Here is a 16,532-nt window from a genome sequence, read left to right on the forward strand (position 1 = left end):
CCTGGTCGAGATCGGCCGTGCGGTCGGGGGTGTCGTCCACGGGGCTGGCCCTCCTCTGCTGGATCGCTGGCAAACCGTGGACGGGTGTTACGGCCTAGTCCCGGACGACGTTGTCCTCGTAGACGATTCGCCCGATCAGATCGTAGCGTCGCGGGTCGCGCAGCTTGAAGTACAGCGCCATGCCCGCACCGAAGACGAACAGACCGACCACGATCCACGGCGTCAGCTTGAACAGCAGGGTTCCGGACGCCGCGCCGGCCGCCGCGTCCTTGTGCTCCCACAGCAGGTACACGACGTACAGCATGCCGATGCCTCCCAGCAGCGGTGCCAGGAACGTCTTGAACCAGTGTGCGCTCGACGGGTGGTTCTTGTGGAAGTGGAAGTAGGCGATCACCGCGAAGGCGCACAACGCCTGCACCACCAGGATCGCCATCGTTCCGAGGATCGCCAGCAGCGTGTACATGTGGATATAGGGGTCCATGCCGGCGAAGTAGAAGGCCAGGATGAGCACCAGCGTGATGCCGGTCTGCACGAAGGACGCGATGTGCGGCGAGCCGTGGGTGGGATGCGTGGCGCCGATCGACTTCTGCAGCCCCTTCGACAGGCCTTCGCGGCCAAGGGCGTACAGGTAGCGCGACGCGCAGTTGTGGAACGCCATGCCGCAGGCGAAGGAGCCCGTCACCAGCAGGATGTTGAACAAGGTGATGGCCCACTCGCCGTAGGTGCCGCGCACGTTGCCGAAGAAGATCTCCGAGGACGTGTCCGCGCTCTGGGCCAACTCCACCGACTTCGCGGGGCCGGTGCCCGCGATGGCCATCCACGACACGAAGACGTAGAAGATGCCGACACCCAGCACGCTGATCATGGTGGCGCGCGGGATGATTCGCTTGGGGTCCTTGGATTCTTCGCCGTACATCGCGGTGGACTCGAAGCCGACCCACGACCAGAACGCGAAGAACAAGCCGAGGCCGGCGCTGGCGCCCGCGACCGCCGCGGGGGTGAACGCACCGATGGGGTTGAGCGTCTCGGCGACGGCGAATCCGTCGGGGCCGCCGCCCTTGAACAGCACCGCCAGGGCGCCGAGGGACAGCATCACGATCTCGGTGACCAGGAACACCCCGAGCACCTTGGCGGTCAGGTTGACGTCGAAGTAGGTGAGGATGCAGTTGAGCACCAGCATCAGGATCGCGGGCACCAGCCATGGCACGGTGACGTCGAACTGGGACTTGAAGAGGTTTTGGAAGAAGAACGAGAAGATGCCGATCAGCGAGGCCTCGAACACGATGTAGGCCATGGTGATCAGGAGTCCGCTGGCCATGCCCATGATCCGGCCGAGCCCGTGGGAGATGTAGCCGTAGAACGCGCCGGTGGCGGTGATGTGCTTGGCCATCGTGGCGTACCCGATGGCGAACAGGCCGAGCACGACGGTGGCGACGATGTAGCCGGCGGGCGCATGCGACCCGTTGCCGAAGCCGACGGCGATCGGCACGTTGCCCACCATTGCGGTGATCGGCGCGGCCGTGGCCACCGCCATGAAGATGACACCGACCGTGCCGACGGCATTGCGTTTCAGCCGTTGGACGTCACCGGTGTTCTCATCGCGGGATACTGCTTGATCGGTCATCGGTGGTCACCTTCCAGGCGAACGACGGGGGTCCGGCGGTGACCCAGTGTGCTGTGGCCCACAGTCGAACTTCCGTATATTGGCATCACCAAATGGATCGTGCAACCGTTCCGGTAGTCCATTGACAGAAATGGTCCAACCTTTTTAGGGTGGGTGCCTCGACGCCAGCGTGAGCTCGAGACACCTCAGGCAGGGAGTCCAGTTGTTCGACTACGGCACGTTCTCGTTCGAGTCCAAGGCTCAGGTGCTCGAGCAGGCGAAGAAGTACTGGAATCCGGACAAGACCCAATTCTGGACCGACGCCGGGGTCGACCTGGTGATCGACCGCCGCGAGGAATACTTCCTGTGGGACATGGACGGTCGCCGGTTGATCGACATGCACCTCAACGGCGGCACCTACAACCTCGGCCACCGCAACGCCGAGATCATGGCCGCAGTCGTCGAGGGACTGCAGCACTTCGACATCGGCAACCACCACTTCCCGTCGGTCGCGCGCACCGCACTGGCGCAGCGACTGGTCGAGTCGGCACCCGCGTCGATCACCAAGGTGGCCTTCGGATCCGGCGGCGGCGAGGCCATCGACATCGCGCTCAAGAGCGCCCGGCACGCCACCCAACGCCGCAAGATCGTCTCGATCATCAAGGCCTATCACGGCCACACCGGCTTGGCCGTGGCCACCGGCGACGACCGCTTCTCCAAGCTGTTCCTCTCCGACCGGCCCGACGAGTTCGTCCAGGTGCCCTTCGGTGACGTCGACGCGATGGAACAGGCGCTCTCCGCGGGAGACGTCGCGGCCGTGATCATGGAGACCATTCCCGCGACCTACGGGTTCCCCCTTCCGCCAGCCGGATACCTCGAAGCGGTCAAGGAACTCACCGAACGCCACGACACCCTCTACATCGCCGACGAGGTGCAGACGGGCCTGATGCGCACCGGAGAGATGTGGGGCATCACCAAGCACGGCATCGAACCCGACATCATGGTCGCCGGCAAGGGGCTCTCCGGCGGCATCTACCCGATCACCGCCGCCATGCTCGGCGACCGCGCCGCCCAGTGGCTCGACCAGGACGGCTTCGCCCACATCTCGACCTTCGGCGGCGCCGAACTCGGCTGCGTCGCCGCCATCAAGACCCTGGAGATCACCAGCCGCCCGGAGGTCCGGTCCTCGGTGCACGAGATCACCGACGTCTTCGCCGCGGGGCTGGCCAGGATCAAGGCGGACCACGCGGACTGGTTCGTCGGCATCCGGCAGAACGGGGTGGTCATCGGCCTCGAGTTCAACCACCCCGACGGCGCGAAGTACGTGATGCGCGAACTGTACGAGAACGGCGTCTGGGCCATCTTCTCCACGTTGGATCCCTCTGTCCTCCAATTCAAGCCGGGGTTGCTGCTGAGTCGCGAGCTGTGCGACGACGTGCTAGAACGCTTGAACGTGGCAGTGGGCAAGGCTGCCCTGGCAGCGAAGGCGGGGTAGGCATGGGCGATGAGGGGTTCGTCGCCGACGACGTCGACGTCGCACGAACCGCGCTCTCCGAGTACGCCCATCCCGCCCGCGCCACCCTGCGCCTGCTGAACCTGTCGGAGAACGCCACCTACGAAGTCGTCGACGACCACACCGGGGTGCGGTCGATCCTCCGCGTGCACCGCAAGGGCTATCACAGCCGCGCCGAAATCGAATCCGAGCTCGACTGGCTCGCCGCGCTGCGGCGCGACGGCGACGTCACGGTCCCCGTCGTGCGCCCGGCCCGCGACGGTCGCCGGGTGGTGACGGTGGATCAGGACGGGACCGCCCGTCACGTCGTGCACTTCGAGATGGTGGCGGGCACCGAGCCCGACGAAAAGGCGCTCACCACCTCCGACTTCCACACCCTGGGCCGAATAACCGCTGCCCTGCACGATCATTCGACGACGTGGACGCGCCCGCAGGGGTTCCACCGGTTCTCGTGGGACTGGCAGCACAGCCTTGGTGACCGGCCGCGCTGGGGCCGCTGGGAGGACGCGACCGGGGTGGGCGAACCGGAGCGACGGGTGCTCGACCCGGCCCGCGACCTCCTTCGGCGTCGGCTAGAGGAATACGGCACCGGACCCGAGGTCTTCGGTCTGGTGCACGCCGACCTGCGGCTGGCCAACCTGCTCGTCGACGGCTCCAAGATCACCGTCATCGACTTCGACGACTGCGGGTTCGGTTGGCACTTCTACGATTTCGGGACCGCGGTGTCCTTCTTCGAGGACGACCCGGCGGTACCCGAATGGCAAGACGCGTGGGTGGCCGGATATCGGACCCGGCGCCCGATGGCGGCTTCCGACGAGGCGATGTTGCCGTCGTTCGTGTTGTTGCGCAGATTGTTGCTCTTGGCATGGATGGGCTCGCACAGCCATTCCCGGGAATCGCAGGCGATGTCGATCACCTACGCCAAGGGCAGTTGTGAACTCGCCGAACGGTATCTCGGCTCCGACGGCCGACGGCTGGCCTGAGTCCCACCCAGTGATAGCCCGCGAAGAGCTCTGAAAGGCAACCCATGTTCCAGTCATTGCAGGGCCGCACGGCGATCGTCACCGGCGGAAGTCGCGGCATCGGCCGCGGCATCGCCGAGACCTTCGCCGCCGCGGGGGTCAACGTCGTTATCACCGGCCGCAGCCAGGTCGACGTCGACGCCGCCGTCACCTCCTTGGCCGATGCGCCCGGCACCGTGACGGGGGTGGCCGCCGACGTCACCAGCCCGGAGGACTGCAAGAAGGTGGTCGCCACCGCGGTGGAACGCCACGGCGGGTTGGACATCGTGTGCGCGAATGCGGGCATCTTCCCGTCCGCCCGGCTCGAGGACATGACCCCCGAGGACCTCGAGGAGGTGCTCGGGGTCAACTTCAAGGGCACGGTGTACATCATCCAGGCGGCACTGTCCGCGCTGGCCGACAGCGGCCACGGTCGCGTCGTCGTCACGTCGTCGATCACGGGTCCCTACACCGGGTATCCGGGATGGTCGCACTACGGCGCCAGCAAGGCCGCCCAACTCGGCTTCATCCGCACCGCGGCAATGGAGTTGGCGCCCAAGAACATCACGATCAACGCCGTGCTCCCCGGCAACATCGTCACCGAGGGCCTCGTCGACATGGGCGAGGACTACATGAAACAAATGGCCGCCGCCGTGCCCGCCGGGCGGCTCGGCACCGTGGCCGACATCGGCAACGCCGCGCTGTTCTTCGCCACCGAGGAGGCCGGGTACGTCACCGGGCAGTCGCTCGTCGTCGACGGCGGCCAGATCCTGCCCGAGTCCCAGGCGGCGATCGCCGAACAGTAGCTCCACCGCGCCCTAGAATTGGTCTACCCGAATGCCGAGAGGGGGCCAGCGTTGACCAAGTCGACCGAGGAACTGCGGCGTCGCATCGTCGCCGACATCAACGCCGGCGCACCCGGCGCGAAGCTCGGCAGCGAACGCGACCTCGCCGAGCGCTATTCGACCAGCCGCTCCAGCCTGCGCCAGATGCTCGCGGCGCTGGAGGAGGCCGGCCTCGTCCACCGCGTGATCGGCCGCGCGGGCGGCATCTTCATCAGCCACGCCCAGGTGCAACGCAGCCTGGCCAACGTCGTGGGAGTGCCCGCCTTCCTGGCCAGCCAGGGGTACGTCGCCGGCACCCGGGTGCTCTCGACCAAGATCACCGCACCGGACCGCACCACCCAGTCGGCGCTGCAGATCGGCGCCTCGGACTTCGTCGTGGAGATCCAGCGGGTCCGCCTCGCCGACGGCTCCCCCATCTCGTTGGAGTTGGCGCAGTTCCCCGCCGAGTCGTTTCCCGGGCTGCTCGAAAAGCAGCTCGGCGGTTCGATTTACGAGATCCTGGAGAACGACTACGGCCTGGTCACCTCCCGTGCCGACGAGCGCATCGAGGCCGTCAACGCCACGCCCGACGAGGCGTCGCTGCTGGCGATCAAGGCCCGGTCGGCCCTGCTGCTGATCACCCGCGTCACCTACGACCAGAACGATTCGCCGTGCGAGTTCTCCCGCGACCTGTTCCGCGGCGACCGCACTCGGTTGGGCGTCACCGTGCAGGGTCGCGGCATCGGCGTCCAGTCACCCGTCGCCGCGGCGACGGTGGCGCTGCACAGCTGAACGAGGTCGCTAGATTGGCGGGCATGAGCCCCGCAGGACGGTTCGCCCCGAGCCCGTCGGCCGATCTGCACGTCGGCAACCTGCGCACGGCGGTCCTGGCATGGCTGTTCGCCCGCTCGACGGGACGGCGCTTCCTGGTGCGCGTGGAGGACCTCGACGACCGCGCCAGGGACGACGTTGCGCGGCGGCAGCTCGAGGACCTGGCCGCGATCGGCCTCACGTGGGACGCACCGCCCGAGCGTCAATCCGACCACCAGGCGCGCTACGACGCGGTCGTCGACGAGCTCGCCGGACGGGGGATGACCTACGAATGCCATTGCAGCAGAAGGGACATCCTAGCGGCGCCGCGCGCACCTCATGCGCCGGAGGGGGCGTACCCGGGAACCTGCCGCGACTTGAGCGACGCCGAACGCGCCGAACGCGCGGCCACCGGCCGACCACCCGCGGTGCGGCTGCGGTCGGAGGTCACTCGGTTCACCGTCACCGACCTGCTGCACGGCAGCTACACCGGGGTGGTCGACGACTTCGTGCTGCGCCGCGGTGACGGCGTCCCCGCCTACAACCTCGCCGCCGTCGTCGACGACGCCGCGCAGGACGTCGACCAGGTGGTGCGCGGCGACGACCTGCTGCCGTCCTCGCCGCGGCAGGCCTACCTCGGCGCGCTGCTCGGCCACGTGACGCCGACCTACGCCCACGTCCCATTGGTGCTCAACGCCGAGGGCAAGCGCCTGGCCAAGCGCGACGGCGCCGTCACCCTCGCCGAGGTCGGGGCGGGGCGCGCCCTCGGCCAGATCGCCGAGTCGCTCGGGTACACGGCCACGACGGTCGCCGACATGCTGGCCGAGTTCGACCCGAGCCGGCTGCCACGAGAACCTTGGATTTACCAGCCCAGGTGAGGAAAACCCTATCCGGGTCGGCGTCGGGTTGGTAGCTTCCGCCGGTGTTCGGATACTTCCGGCGGGCAATGCTCGCCGTCCTCGTCGTCGCTGCGGTGATCCTCGGCTCGGCCGCCTGCGGGTCGTCGGACAAGACCGCCGACCCCATCAAGTCGGCTGGGGTGCTGCGCGTCGGCACTGAAGGCGTCTACTCGCCGTTCAGCTTTCACGATCCCGCCACCGGCGAACTCGTCGGCTACGACGTCGACGTCGCCAAGGCCGTCGGTCAGAAGCTGGGCGTGAAGGTCGAATTCGTCGAAACACCGTGGGATTCGATGTTCGCCGCGCTGGAAGCGGACCGCTTCGACGTCGTCGCCAACCAGGTGACCGTCAACCCGGAACGCCAAGCCAAGTACGACCTGTCACAGCCCTACACCGTCGGCGAGGGCGTCATCGTCACGCGTGCCGACGACGACTCGATCACGTCGCTCGCCGACCTGAAGGGCAAGACCGCGGCGGAGAACGCCACCAGCAACTGGTCGGAGGTCGCCCGCAAGGCCGGCGCCAAGGTCGAGTCGGTCGACGGCTTCAGCCAGGCCATCACGCTGCTCAACCAGGGCCGCGTCGACGTCGTCGTCAACGACAGCATCGCCGTCTACGCCTACCTCGCCGAGACCGGCGACAAGTCGGTGAAGATCGCGGGCACCGTCGGCGAGAAGAGCGAGCAGGCCCTCGCCGCCCGGAAGAACAGCGGCATGCTTCCCGAGCTCGACAAGGCGCTCGGCGAGTTACGGGCCGACGGAACGCTTTCCACGATCTCGCAGAAGTACCTCAAGGCCGATGCGACGGGAACACCGCCGTCGACGCCGATCAGGTCGTCGGGTGTGCTGCGCGTCGGCACCGAGGGCACGTATTCGCCGTTCAGTTACCACGACCCGGCGACCGGCCAGCTCGCCGGCTACGACGTCGACGTGGCGAAGGCGGTTGCCGAGAACCTGGGCGTCAAGGTCGAATTCGTCGAGACGCCGTGGGATTCCATCTTCGCCGCGCTGGAGGCCAACCGGTTCGACGTGGTGGCCAACGAGGTCACCCTCACGCCCGAGCGCCAGGCCAAGTACGACCTGTCAGAGCCGTACTCGGTGGGCGAGGGCGTCATCGTCACCAAGGCCGACGACGACTCGATCAAGAGTCTGGCCGACCTGAAGGGCAAGACGACGGCGCAGTCGATCACCAGCAACTGGGCGCAGGTCGCCCGCGACGCCGGTGCCAACGTCGAGTCGGTGGAGGGCTTCTCGCAGGCGATCACTCTGCTGAACCAGGGCCGCGTCGACGCCACCGTGAACGACAGCATCGCGGTGTACGCCTACCTCGCCGAGACGGGCGACAAGTCCATCAAGATCGCGGCGAAGACCGACGAGAAGAGCGAACAGGCGATCGCCGCCCGCAAGGACAGCGGTTACCTCCCCGAACTCAACGGCGCCATCGACCAGCTTCGCGCGTCGGGCAAGCTCGCCCAGATCTCGCAGAAGTACCTCAAGGCCGACGCCACCGGCGCCGGGCAGGCGGGGCAGGCGCCGCAGACCGGTGGTGCGCAGCAGAACGCGCCGCCGGTGCGCTCGGCGTGGCAGCTGATCCTGGACAACCTGTGGCCGCTGGCCAAGGCCGCGATCACCGCGACCATCCCGCTGACGATCATCAGCTTCGCCCTCGGTCTGGTGATCGCCCTTGCGGTGGCGCTGGCCCGGTTGTCGCCGAACGTCGTCGTGACCAACGTCGCGCGGTTCTACATCTCGATCATCCGCGGCACTCCCCTGCTGGTGCAGTTGTTCATCGTGTTCTACGCGCTGCCTCAGCTCGGGGTGAAGATCGACCCGTTCCCGGCGGCGGTGATCGCGTTCAGCCTCAACGTCGGCGGTTACGGGGCGGAGATCATCCGCTCGGCGATCCAAAGCATCCCGAAGGGCCAGTGGGAGGCCGCCGAGACGATCGGCTTCAACTACGTTGGCGCACTGAAGCGCATCATCCTGCCGCAGGCCGCCCGCGTGGCGGTGCCGCCGCTGTCCAACACGTTGATCTCGCTGGTGAAGGACACGTCGCTGGCGTCGACGATCCTGGTCACCGAACTGTTGCGGCAGGCCCAGATCGTCGCGGCGCCGACGTTCGAGTTCTTCGCCCTGTACGGCACAGCGGCAGCGTATTACTGGGTGATCTGCCTGGTGCTGTCGTTCGGCCAGGGCCGCCTGGAACACCGACTGGAGAGGTACGTGGCGCGATGAGCGACAGCACCGAGGAAACGGCGACCGACTACCGCGTCGTCGCCGAGGGCGTCGAGAAGGCCTTCGGCGACAACAAGGTGCTCAAGGGCGTCTCGTTCAAGGTCGAGCGCGGCACCGCAACCGCCATCATCGGCCCGTCGGGGTCGGGCAAGACGACGCTGCTGCGCACGCTCAACGCGCTCGACCGGGCCGACGCCGGGGTGATCCGGGTGGACGACGTCGAGATCGACTTCGCCACTCCGACACCGAAACCCGACATTCGTCGCTTCCAGTCGCGCAGCGGCTTCGTGTTCCAGAGCCACAACCTGTTTCCGCACAAGACGGTGCTGCAGAACGTCATCGAGGGGCCCGTCATCGTGCAGAAGCGTCCCAAGGACGAGGCCGTCGCCGATGCGCTCGTGCTGCTCGACCAGGTCGGACTGGCCGACAAGAAGGACCAGTACCCGTTCCAGCTGTCGGGCGGTCAGCAGCAACGCGTCGGCATCGCCCGTGCGCTGGCCCTCAAGCCCAAGCTGGTGCTGTTCGACGAGCCCACCTCCGCGCTCGATCCCGAGCTGGTCGGCGAGGTGCTGTCGGTGATCAAGGATCTCGCGGTGGAGGGGTGGACGTTGGTGATCGTCACCCACGAGATCCAGTTCGCCCGCCAGGTATCCAACCAGGTGCTGTTCACCGATCAGGGCGTCATCTTGGAGCAGGGCACCCCCGACGAGGTCATCGGCCATCCGAAGGAAGACCGCACCCGACAGTTCCTCGACCGCATCCTGAACCCGCTCTAGGGCTCCCCCCTTCCGCGAGCGTGCGCGAGCAGCAATTCGACTGCGAGGGCGGCACTTTGGGCGGCGCTCTCCATCGTCGCCGACCAGTCGGTGGCGGTCCAGTCACCCGCCAGCACGAGGGACGGCACCGACGTGCGTTGCGATGGCCGCAGCGAATCCAACCCGACCACCTGCGAGAAGGTCGCCCTGGGCATCTTGACCACCTGTGCCTCGACGACTTCCGCGGCGACGGCGGCCGGGTAGTACCGCCGCAGCAGCGCCATCTGTTCGGCCACGACGTCGTCGCCCGCCTTCGTGATCTGCTCGTAGGCGCCGCTGGTCGTCAGGCAGTAGAGCCACCCGCGGCCGGTGCTCCTGCCGTGCATGATCTGCCGGTCGAAGACCTCGTCGACGACGCCCGTTCCGCCGATCAGTCCCTCGAACGCCGACTCGGTGCCCAGCGGCCGGTCCAGGTACAGGTTGGTGCTGACGATCGGGGTGTAGCCCAGTTTGTCTGCGGCGGAATAGATCTCGGCGTGCTCCGGCAGGTCGTCGAGCAAGCCCGCGACGTTGGAGTTGGGGACCGCGCACACGACGCCGTCGGCGGGCACCCTGGATCCGTCGTCGAGGAGCACGCCGGTGACCACGCCGTCGTCGATCTCGATCCGTCGCGCCACCGCCCGGTAGCGGACGTCGACGCCGCGCTGCTCGAAGACCCGGAGCGCGCCCGTGACGAAGAGGGTGTCGAGGTCGACGGTGGGATAGCCGATGGTCACCGGCGTGCGATGCCGCACCGCCATCCGGAAGCCGGTGGCCAACACCTTCGCGAAAACCGCGGCCGAACCACGCTCCACCGGTTCGGCAGCGATTCCCAGCGCGAGCCAGTCCCACAACGCTTCTCGCGCCGGCGCCGGCATGCCGAGCCGGTCGAACCATTGTCCGGTGCTCAGGTCGGCCAGGTCGGTTGGTGGGTGCAGCGCCTGCCAGCCGAGCCGCAGGGTGGCACGGGCGGCGCGCAGCCGGTCGGCGGCGGTCGCGTCGGGATGCACGCCGAACAGGGTGCGCACCGCGCCGAAGCCCGTCGTCTGCACCACCTTCTTGCGCCCGTCCGGCCAGCGCAGCGTAGACCTCTTGGGAAAGACGACGAACTCACGGGTGCCGACGCTGGTGAGGTACCGGAAGAGGTGCTCGTACCCGGTGGCGATGACGTGCTGGCCGTTGTCGGGCAGATCGTCGACCCGATCGGCCCGCATCGCCTGCGTCCGGCCACCGAGCCGCCCACGCCGCTCCAGCAACGTGACGTCCATGCCCGCCTCGGCCAGCCAAACCGCCGAGGCCAGGCCGGCCAGCCCGCCCCCGACGACCACGTATCGCCCTCGTCCGACGACCATCTCGCCAACCTACGCCTGGTCGAGCGGGGTGATCTGGGAGAGTGACGTCCATGTCACCTCGCACGTCCGTCGACGCCGACGTCGTCATCGTCGGAGCCGGGCTCTCGGGAATGGTCGCCGCCCGGACGGTGCTCGCCGCGGGCTTGACGCCCGTCGTCCTCGAGGCCGACGACCGCGTCGGCGGACGCATCCTCACCGAGGACGTGCTGCCGGGGGTGAGCGTCGAGCTCGGCGCACAGTGGATCGGCGACACACACGAGCGGATGTTCCGGCTGGCCGACGAGCTCGGCGTCGAGACCTTCCCGCAGTACGACGAGGGTGAGACGTCCTACGACCTCGGCGGCTCCGGGGTGTTGCGGGAGAATGACTTTCACTCCCGATTCGCCGACGAGCTGGCCGAGTTGGAGCGCGTCCTGCGCCGTCTGGACGAGCTCGCCGCCGACGTGCCGGTCGAGGCTCCGTGGTTGGCGCCGCGGGCCGACGAGTGGGACGTCATCAGCGCGGGCACCTGGTACGACGACCAGGGCCTGTCGCCGGTCGCGCGGACCCTGCTGGAGATTTGCACCGTCGGGATTCTCGCGGTGCCGACCGTCGAGGTGTCGTTCCTGCACTTGCTGTTCACCATTCAGACCTGCGGCGTGACCGCCGAACTTTTCGCCGAATCCGAGGGCGGCGCCCAGACCACCCGGTTCGTCGGCGGCACGGGTGAGATCCCCCGGCGGCTCGCGGCACTCATCGCCGACCACATCGTGCTCCACGCCCCGGTGCAGACCATCGAGCACGCGAAGGACGGCGTCACCGTGCACTGCCGCGGCGGACTGGTGGCCCGCGGCCGCCGCGTCATCGTCGCCATCTCACCGACGTTGGCCGGCCGGATTCTCTACGACCCGCCGCTGTCCGGGATCCGCGATCAGCTGACTCAGCGGCTGCCCAACGGCTCGGCGATGAAGGCGTTCTTCGTCTACGACGAACCCTTCTGGCGCGCAGACGGATTCAACGGGCAGCTCATCTCCGACGTCGGCCCGGCGCGAATGTCCAACGACAGCTGCCTTCCCGGTGACGACCACGGGGTGATCCTGCTGTTCCTGGAAGGTGATCAGGCGCGCACCTTCGGGCGTCTTCCCGCCGACGAACGACGCTCCGCGCTGACCGCGGAGTTGGTGCGCCACTTCGGCGCCAAGGCCGCGACACCGGAGTGCTACGTCGACGGCGAATGGTCGGATCGGCAGTGGACCCGCGGCTGCTACAACGCCAACCACGGCCCGCACGTGTGGACCACCTACGGTGAAGCGCTCGCGGCACCGATCGGCGTGATCCACTGGGCGTCCACCGACACGGCCACCCACTGGAGCGCCTACATGGAGGGGGCCGTCGAGGCGGGCGAGCGCGCGGCGTTGGCGGTCGTCGACTCCCTCACCTAGCGATGCCGAGCGGCAACGAGGCCATGCCCCGCAGCGTGACGTTCGGTTTGTACACCGGCTCGCCGGCGAGGGCGGCGTTCGGGAACCGCCTGGTCAACGCCGTCAGCGCTACCCTGGCCTCGAGCCGGGCCAGGGGTGCGCCGAGGCAGAAGTGCACGCCGTGGCCAAATGCCAAGTGTCGCAGGTCGTCTCGGTCCGGTTCGAACGCGTCGGGTCGGTCGAACGCGGCCGGGTCGCGTTGCGCGGCGGCCAGCAGCAGCATCATCGTGTCACCCTTGGGCACCGTCACGTCACCGATGGTCATGTCCTCGGCCGCCGTCCGCCCGGCCAGCTGAACCGGAGGGTCGTACCGCAGGGTCTCCTCGATGATCGTGGCGGCGTGGTCGGGATTGCCGGCCAGCGCAGCCCAGTGCCGTGGCTCGCGCTGCATCGCCAGGATCGCGTTGGCGATCAGGTTCACGGTCGTCTCGTGACCCGCGATCAGCAGCAGGTTGCACGTCGCGACGATCTCCTCGGTGGTCAGCTGGTCGCCGTCCTGCTCGGCCGCGATCAGCGCCGAGATCAGGTCCTCCCGGGGGTCGGACCGGCGTTCCTCGACGAGGCCGGCGATGTAGCCGCGCAGCCAGTGGCCGGCGTTCATCCGGTCGTCGACGTCGTCCGGGAGTTCGCCGGTGAACGTGACGAACGGGTCGAGACCCTGCGCCAGCAACGCCGAGGCGCGACTGAACTGCGGCTCGTCCTCGATCGGTACGCCGAGCATCCGGCAGATCACGGCGACCGGCAACGGGTACGCGAGATCGGCGATGGCGTCCAGGTCGCCGCTCACCCGGTCGAGCAGACCGTCGACCATCGCCACCACGTCGGCCTCGAGCGCCCTGACGCGCTTCGGCGCGAACGCCTGCTGGGCAAGCCTGCGCAGCCGGGTGTGGTCGGGCGGGTCGAGGAAGAGGAAGCCCGGCTGACCGAACGGTCGCGGCACGGCGCCCTTGGCGATCTCACGCTGGGCGACCGTGGACTTCAGCCGGTCACTCGCCGACGACGGGTGCCGCAGCACGTCGCCGCAGTCCTGGAACGACGAGAACACGACCAGATTGCTCTCCGGCATCAGGATCGGACCGCCGTCGAGGATGCGGCGGTACACCGGGTACGGGTCGGCGCGATTCTGTGGGTCCAGCAGCTGCATCAGCAGCCCCTGCGGCTCGGCGGTGGTCGTCATCGTCCCATTGTGCGCGCGTAGTAGCGCCCCAAGACGTGGTCGCGCAGCTCGTCGAACTCCCCCGCCGAGATCGCCGCCCTGATCTGGTCCACCATGCGGATGACGAACCGCTCGTTGTGGATGGTGCACAGCGTGGAGGACAGCATCTCCTTGGCCTTGAACAGGTGGTGGATGTACGCCCGGGTGTAGTTGGCGCAGGTGTAGCAGTCGCACTCGGCGTCGATGGGGGTGAAGTCGCGCTTGTACCGCGCTCCGGTGATGTTGTAGCGGCCCGTCGCCGAATACACCGCGGCGTTGCGCGCCACTCGCGACGGCGACACGCAGTCGAACGTGTCCGCGCCCGCGGCCACCGCGGCGAACAGGTCGTCGGGCTCGCTTATGCCCAGCAGGTGGCGTGGTTTGTCGTCGGGCAGCTCGTCGGTGACCCAGCCGACGATCGTGGCCAGATTCTGCTTCTCCAACGCCCCACCGATGCCGTAGCCGTCGAAGCCCCGCCCCTCGTCGTCGACGATGTCGGCAAGGCCCTTGGCCGCTTGCCTGCGCAAGTCCTCGTACTGTGCGCCCTGCACGACCCCGAACAGCGCTTGGGCCGGCTTGTGTGACCGCTCTCGGCTGAGGCGGCGGTGCTCGGTGAGGCAGCGCACCGCCCAGTCATGAGTCCGCTGCACCGAACCCTCCTGGTAGCCACGGGTATTCATCAGGGTGGTCAGCTCGTCGAAGGCGAAGATGATGTCGGCGCCGAGCTGATGTTGGATGCCGATGGACACTTCCGGGGTGAACCGGTGGATCGACCCGTCCTTGTGCGAGCGGAACGTCACGCCGTCGTCGTCGACGTGCGCCAGACGCTCCTTGCCCTCGGCGATCACGTCGTCGGCCTGAACGCGTCCGGCGTCCATCGAGAGGACCTTCTTGAAGCCGACGCCAAGCGAGAGCACCTGAAAGCCGCCGCTGTCGGTGAACGTCGGCCCCGGCCAGTTCATGAAGGCGCCGAGACCGCCGGCCTCGTCGACCACGTCGGGACCCGGTTGCAGGTAGAGGTGATAGGCGTTGGACAGAATAGCTTGGGCGCCAACGTCACTCATGGATTCGGGCAGCACGGCCTTCACGGTCGCCGCCGTTCCGACCGCAATGAACGCCGGCGTGTGCACGTCGCCGTGCGGGGTGTGGATGACGCCGACCCGGCCGGACCTTCCTGGCAGTTGGGCCTTGACCTCGAAGTACGGCGGGGTGCTCACCGCTGTACGTTCTCACATCGCGAGTGCCTCGCGCCCCTAGGCCAGGAAGCGCACGATCGCATCGGCGAGCTCTTCGCCGGCATCCTCCTGGAGGAAGTGCCCGGCACCGTGGATCACGGGGTGCTCGACGCCCTGGGCGCCGCGCATCTGGCTGATGAAGATCGGACCCATGGCTCCGGTGATCGGATCGCCGTCGCTGAAGGCCACCAGCATCGGAGTTGGGCTGTCGCGCAACGTCACCCAGGCCTTCAGGTTGGCCGCGCTCGCGGGGTCGTCCGGCGAGGTGGGCACCAGACCGGGCATCGCCCGCGGCCCCGCACAGTACGAATCGTCGGGGAACGGCGCGTCGTAGGCCGCACGGACCTCGTCGGCCATGGGACGCAGGCAGCCGGACTGGACGAATCGACCGACCTCGATCTCGGGCATCCCCTGAATCGCCTTGCGGAACTGCCACCAGATGTCGGGCATCGGCAGGTCGCCGGTGGGCAACCCCGTGTTGGCGACCACGATCCGCGCGACGCGTTCGGGGTGTTCGGCGGCCAGCCGCAGGCCGATGAGCCCACCCCAATCCTGGCCGACGACCGTGACGCGCTGCAGGTCCAGTTCGTCGAAGAGCGCCGCCCGCATCCACTCGACGTGCCTGGCATAGCTGTGGTCACCGATCTCGGTGGGCTTGTCCGACCGACCGAATCCCACCAGGTCGGGACAGACGACGCGGTGACCGGCCGCCACCAGAATCGGGATCATCCGACGGTAGAGGTAGGACCAGGACGGTTCGCCGTGCAACAGCAGTACCGGGTCGGCGTCGGCGGGACCGTCCTCGACCCAGGCGACGCGGAGGCGTCCGCCGTCGGTGTCGTCGACGTCGCAGTACCGCGGCGGGTATGGAAAGTCCGACAGGGCGGCAAAGCGGTCGTCCGGAGTGCGCAGCGACTTCACCTTCGCGAACCTACGCCGCCCGTTCCCCGGATGCCGCCGTGGGCGCGTCGGCGTCGGGCAATTCGGGCAATCCCGTGTCCGCCGTGCCGTCTCACACCATAATTCGTGGGACGGTCCGTTGATCTTGATGGATTGCATCGACGACGAGGAGAACACACGTGAAGCAAGTGCTGATGGTCGTGGGGGGCGCCGCCATCGTCGTCGCCGGCCTCGCGGGCTGTTCGTCGGGGGACAAGTCGTCGACGGGGTCCTCGAGTTCGAGCTCGAGCTCCAGTTCGAGTTCGTCCTCGTCGAGCAGTTCGAGTGCGGCCTCGACGACCGCCGAAGCCGCTGCGGCCACCAAGGTCACCATCGACGGCAAGCCCAAGGACGTCGGCGGCAAGGTCGTGTGCGCCTCCATGGGCGGCAACCTCAACGTCGCCATCGGCGAGTCCATGACCGGGATCGCCGCCGTCATCAGCGAATCCGACCCGCCGACGGTCACGTCCGTGGGCCTGGGCAACGTCGACGGCATCACCCTCGCGATGGGTGGCGGCCAGGGTGACGCCACGGCAACCAAGGTCGGCAACACCTACACGATCACTGGCAACGCCTTCGGCATCGACATGGCCAACCCGCTGCAGCCCGCGAAGAAGCCCTTCGAACTCGAGTTCACCTGCCCGTAGACAGACTCCGAGAGCGAGCCGGCGGC

At 68.0% G+C, this 16,532-nt stretch carries 14 protein-coding genes; 9 read left to right on the forward strand and 5 right to left on the reverse strand.

Annotated elements, in window-relative coordinates; genetic code table 11:
• Positions 1-94: 94 nt before the first annotated feature.
• Entirely contained in the window at positions 95-1,624 is a 1,530-nt protein-coding gene (locus H7J06_RS03160; protein WP_264036918.1) for an APC family permease, read from the reverse strand.
• Positions 1,625-1,826: 202 nt separating this feature from the next.
• Between H7J06_RS03160 and H7J06_RS03165 the strand changes: the two genes are divergently transcribed.
• From H7J06_RS03165 to H7J06_RS03195, 7 genes are all read left to right on the forward strand, one after another.
• Entirely contained in the window at positions 1,827-3,098 is a 1,272-nt protein-coding gene (locus H7J06_RS03165; RefSeq protein WP_264036920.1) for a class-III pyridoxal-phosphate-dependent aminotransferase, read from the forward strand.
• Positions 3,099-3,100: 2 nt separating this feature from the next.
• Positions 3,101-4,099, forward strand: coding sequence for a phosphotransferase enzyme family protein (locus H7J06_RS03170; protein WP_264036922.1), 999 nt, complete (start codon positions 3,101-3,103; stop codon positions 4,097-4,099).
• Positions 4,100-4,143: 44 nt separating this feature from the next.
• Positions 4,144-4,923, forward strand: a complete 780-nt coding sequence (gene fabG, locus H7J06_RS03175; RefSeq protein ID WP_264036924.1) for a 3-oxoacyl-ACP reductase FabG — start codon at positions 4,144-4,146, stop codon at positions 4,921-4,923.
• A 51-nt stretch (positions 4,924-4,974) separates the two neighbouring features.
• Positions 4,975-5,733 carry a GntR family transcriptional regulator gene (locus H7J06_RS03180; RefSeq protein WP_264036927.1) on the forward strand — a complete coding sequence of 253 codons (759 nt, stop codon included), beginning with the start codon at positions 4,975-4,977 and terminating at the stop codon, positions 5,731-5,733.
• Positions 5,734-5,756: 23 nt separating this feature from the next.
• Positions 5,757-6,629 carry a tRNA glutamyl-Q(34) synthetase GluQRS gene (gluQRS, locus tag H7J06_RS03185; protein WP_264036929.1) on the forward strand — a complete coding sequence of 291 codons (873 nt, stop codon included), beginning with the start codon at positions 5,757-5,759 and terminating at the stop codon, positions 6,627-6,629.
• 68 nt (positions 6,630-6,697) lie between these two features.
• Positions 6,698-8,884 (forward strand): ABC transporter permease subunit, encoded by a 2,187-nt coding sequence (locus H7J06_RS03190; RefSeq protein ID WP_264037009.1) that lies wholly within the window; start codon positions 6,698-6,700, stop codon positions 8,882-8,884.
• Positions 8,881-9,660: an amino acid ABC transporter ATP-binding protein gene (locus tag H7J06_RS03195; RefSeq protein WP_264036931.1), complete on the forward strand. Its 780-nt coding sequence runs from the start codon at positions 8,881-8,883 to the stop codon at positions 9,658-9,660. Before H7J06_RS03190 ends, H7J06_RS03195 begins: the two co-directional genes overlap by 4 nt.
• Here H7J06_RS03195 and hpnE read toward each other — a convergent pair.
• A complete protein-coding gene (gene hpnE / locus H7J06_RS03200; protein WP_264036932.1) occupies positions 9,657-11,030 on the reverse strand; it encodes a hydroxysqualene dehydroxylase HpnE in 1,374 nt (457 codons plus the stop codon). The two genes, H7J06_RS03195 and hpnE, sit on opposite strands and share 4 nt — an antisense overlap.
• A gap of 50 nt (positions 11,031-11,080) precedes the next feature.
• Here hpnE and H7J06_RS03205 point away from each other — a divergent pair, with 50 nt between their 5' ends.
• Complete coding sequence (locus H7J06_RS03205; protein WP_264036934.1) at positions 11,081-12,451, forward strand: flavin monoamine oxidase family protein; 1,371 nt, start codon at positions 11,081-11,083, stop codon at positions 12,449-12,451.
• On the opposite strand, the gene H7J06_RS03210 is transcribed toward H7J06_RS03205, so the two are convergent.
• Genes H7J06_RS03210 through H7J06_RS03220 form a run of 3 tightly spaced genes read right to left on the reverse strand, consistent with a single transcriptional unit; the run spans position 12,444 to position 15,841 of the window.
• Positions 12,444-13,667, reverse strand: coding sequence for a cytochrome P450 (locus H7J06_RS03210; RefSeq protein ID WP_264036936.1), 1,224 nt, complete (start codon positions 13,665-13,667; stop codon positions 12,444-12,446). The genes H7J06_RS03205 and H7J06_RS03210 overlap by 8 nt on opposite strands.
• The gene (gene tgt, locus H7J06_RS03215; protein WP_264036938.1) at positions 13,664-14,902 is read right to left on the reverse strand and encodes a tRNA guanosine(34) transglycosylase Tgt; all 1,239 of its coding nucleotides are present in this window, start codon (positions 14,900-14,902) and stop codon (positions 13,664-13,666) included. The genes H7J06_RS03210 and tgt overlap by 4 nt, the downstream gene beginning before the upstream one ends.
• Before the next feature lie 36 nt (positions 14,903-14,938).
• On the reverse strand, positions 14,939-15,841 hold the full coding sequence (locus H7J06_RS03220; RefSeq protein WP_264036939.1) for a haloalkane dehalogenase: 903 nt from the start codon (positions 15,839-15,841) through the stop codon (positions 14,939-14,941).
• Between the two features lie 173 nt (positions 15,842-16,014).
• On the opposite strand from H7J06_RS03220, the gene H7J06_RS03225 reads away from it, so the two are divergent.
• Positions 16,015-16,506, forward strand: coding sequence for a lipoprotein LpqH (locus H7J06_RS03225; RefSeq protein ID WP_275078922.1), 492 nt, complete (start codon positions 16,015-16,017; stop codon positions 16,504-16,506).
• The last annotated feature ends 26 nt before the right edge of the window (positions 16,507-16,532 follow it).

It is taken from the genome of Mycolicibacterium hodleri (genome assembly GCF_025822245.1).
Classification (GTDB): Bacteria; Actinomycetota; Actinomycetes; order Mycobacteriales; family Mycobacteriaceae; genus Mycobacterium; species Mycobacterium hodleri.